Annotated in this window: 4 protein-coding genes; 2 read left to right on the forward strand and 2 right to left on the reverse strand. The window is 65.9% G+C overall.

Features of this window, described 5'->3' with window-relative positions; genetic code table 11:
* Together IU459_RS36995 and IU459_RS37000 are read left to right on the forward strand one after the other, a co-directional pair.
* Positions 1–510, forward strand: a 510-nt coding sequence (locus IU459_RS36995; RefSeq protein ID WP_228839045.1) for an uL11 family ribosomal protein, incomplete at its 5' end; no start/stop codon positions are given.
* Positions 511–516: 6 nt separating this feature from the next.
* A complete protein-coding gene (locus tag IU459_RS37000; RefSeq protein ID WP_195134233.1) occupies positions 517–927 on the forward strand; it encodes a hypothetical protein in 411 nt (136 codons plus the stop codon).
* 13 nt (positions 928–940) lie between these two features.
* Here IU459_RS37000 and IU459_RS37005 read toward each other — a convergent pair whose 3' ends face one another.
* Positions 941–1,105, reverse strand: a complete 165-nt coding sequence (locus IU459_RS37005; RefSeq protein WP_195134234.1) for a hypothetical protein — start codon at positions 1,103–1,105, stop codon at positions 941–943.
* The coding region (locus IU459_RS37010; RefSeq protein WP_195134235.1) for an IS701 family transposase at positions 1,102–1,887 on the reverse strand (786 nt) is incomplete at its 5' end. The genes IU459_RS37010 and IU459_RS37005, both read right to left, overlap by 4 nt.

Below are 1,887 nucleotides of genomic sequence, written 5' to 3' on the forward strand. Positions count from 1 at the left end.
TACTGCAACTGCACTCGGTTTGATGGGATCGTGGTCGGACTTGACTTTTACGTAACGTCAATTTTTAGCGTCTTGTGTATGTCGAAGAATCCGGTCAAGCAGACGCGAACGGTGACCATGCACCTGGACGCCGGGAACGCGTCGATGGTTGAACTGGGCAAGATGCTGGGTCCGACCGGGATCCCACCGTTCGCGGTCAAGAAGGAGTACGACGCGCTCACCGCATCCTCTCGCGGGGAGATCATTCCGGCGGTCGTAACCTTCACTCCGGATCGGAAATGGTCGATGCGGCTGAAGACGCCGCCGACCTCGGCGCTGATCCGGACGGCGCTGGGCGGGTCGCAAGGATCGAGCCGACCAGGCCATGACAGCTGCGGATCGCTCACTCGGCAGCAGTTGCGTGCCATCGCGCAGCGCAAGCTGCCCGACCTGAACACCTCTGATGTCGAGGTCGCGATGCGCATCGTTGCGGGCACGGCGCGCTCGATGGGCGTGCGCGTCGCGAGCTGAGGGGTGATGGGACTTCGGCAAAGCCGGCCGTCTTCACCGGTTCCGCACTTCGCCGCCCTGGAACCGGGCTTGTCGGCGCTCGAACGGCTCGCGACGCGTGATCTTGGGGTGTGGGCGATGCTGTCCACGGCGGCGCGCGGCGACGTCGATGATGCCACCGGGCTACTCAATGAGCGATTGGAAGCGACCGGCACTACCGTGCGGGTGCGTCGGGTTGCCCAGGGCTGGGTCCTCGTGGCAGCCGGCACTCCTGAAACGGTGGCAACATGCCTGCTGAGCTTGGCCGGCCTGATCGCAGCCGACGGGTGGCGGCGGGTGAAGACGTGCGAAAGATTGTCATGCGCAACGGTGTTCATAGACCGAACCAATGGCACCAGCGGCCGATTCTGCCGATCCCATCGCCGCGTTGCCGATTGACGCCGCACGGCGGTCACACGAGCGGGCGTCCTCGCCGTTTGTAGTGGCTCAGGCGGGCTTGGTGTTGTCGGCGGCGTCGCCAAAGCGACCAGCCCCAGATGTGGTGGGCGGGATTGAGCCGGGTCAGCACGAACGCGATGAGCAGGCGGCGGATCTCGGGTAGTGTGAGTGCGATCATGCCTTCGTCGAGGTCGCTGGGTCCCCTTTTGCAGCAAGGGTTTTCGTTGCAGCGAGCCATGCCGCCGCGAGCATCGACAGGGTGATGTGGGCGTACCAGGCGCGCCATTTGCGGACCTGGTAGTGATCCAGCCCGGCTTCGCCCTTGGCCTGCTGGAATGCTTCCTCCACATGCCAGCGCGACCCCGCGACCCACGCCAGGTCGACCAGCCGGGACCGGTGCGGGCCGTAGCAGATGTAGTAGGCGATCTCATACTCGCCCTTGCTGTTCGGACTCAGCGCGCGGCGTGCCAGCAGCCAGTGCCCGCGCCCGCGAGCCCAGGTCCCCTCGATCGGCCGCCGGGCCCAGTCATATTCGCGGGGCCCGTGCGCGCCGGCCCCGACCGACAGTCGCTGCCATTTCGCCGCGGCGAGGTCGGCGATCAGCTCGTCGGCGCGGGCGGTGCGCTCGGCGCGGGTGGTCAACTGGTGGTCACAGCGGGTGGCCATCACATACGACACGTCCTGGTCCTCGAGCCAGTTCCGCAGGTAGGGAGCCTGTCCGTAGACCTCATCAGCTGTGAACCACGCGAACGACACCCCCGCGGAGAGGGTCCGTTCCAGCATGGCGATCATCTGCCGCGCTTTGGTCGCGAACCCGACCTCGTCGGGGATCCCGGCGGCGCGACAGCGGTCTCGATCCGCTGTCCACGACTCGGGAACATAGAGTTCACGGTCGATCAGAGCGTGGCCGTGCTTGGACGCGTACGCCAGAAACACCCCGATCTGGCAATTCTCCGTACG

Source organism: Nocardia amamiensis (assembly GCF_015477605.1).
Lineage (GTDB): Bacteria > Actinomycetota > Actinomycetes > Mycobacteriales > Mycobacteriaceae > Nocardia > Nocardia amamiensis_A.